The sequence below is a fragment of the Vibrio sp. 10N.222.48.A3 genome, from assembly GCF_041475345.1.
GTDB lineage: Bacteria > Pseudomonadota > Gammaproteobacteria > Enterobacterales > Vibrionaceae > Vibrio > Vibrio tasmaniensis_A.
The window spans coordinates 1-562 of sequence record NZ_JBFRVX010001793.1 but is presented as its reverse complement, the minus strand read 5'-3'; the positions used below and the strand labels follow the sequence as shown (position 1 = coordinate 562).

General features: G+C 30.8%; 1 pseudogene. It reads right to left on the bottom strand.

The features are described from left to right. Window positions 1-562: pseudogene (locus tag AB4653_RS28940) on the bottom strand (GGDEF-domain containing protein); the annotation flags it as partial.

Here is a 562-nt window from a genome sequence, read left to right as displayed (position 1 = left end):
CGAAAGATAGCTAATTATTATTTGAACTTTATTATTAACTTCTTTTGATATCAAACAAAATGCTATAACAACGGCTGCAAGGATAGTGCTAATTAAAAACCCAACAATGACATCAAAGTTTATATAAACTGAAAAGAACTGTAGAAACACAAATGAAGAACAAATCAGTAAGTGCTTTGTATTTATTCTATCGCAACTTGAAAAAACAAGCATTAAATATACACAAACTAAAGATAAAGAATAAGAAACGAACCAATAGTCGCTTCTAAAAAAATTTATAACGTAGGTTCCTTTATCATCATACCCATCCCATAAAAACCCAAACTTGTAAATATAAAACATAGAAAACAGCACTATATAGCACGTCATAAATAGTGTTTTAGATCGCTTTATCGGCCAAGCAAAATAAACATAAACTAACGATATTGCGCTCGACAATAGAAATAGGGCTAGAATCACCCCATCTTTCATAACAAGTGATTGCTTTAATTGATGCTCTTTCGAAAATAACGCACTGGCATTTACAGTCTTACCTCTAGGAAATTTCACTAAAACATAACTG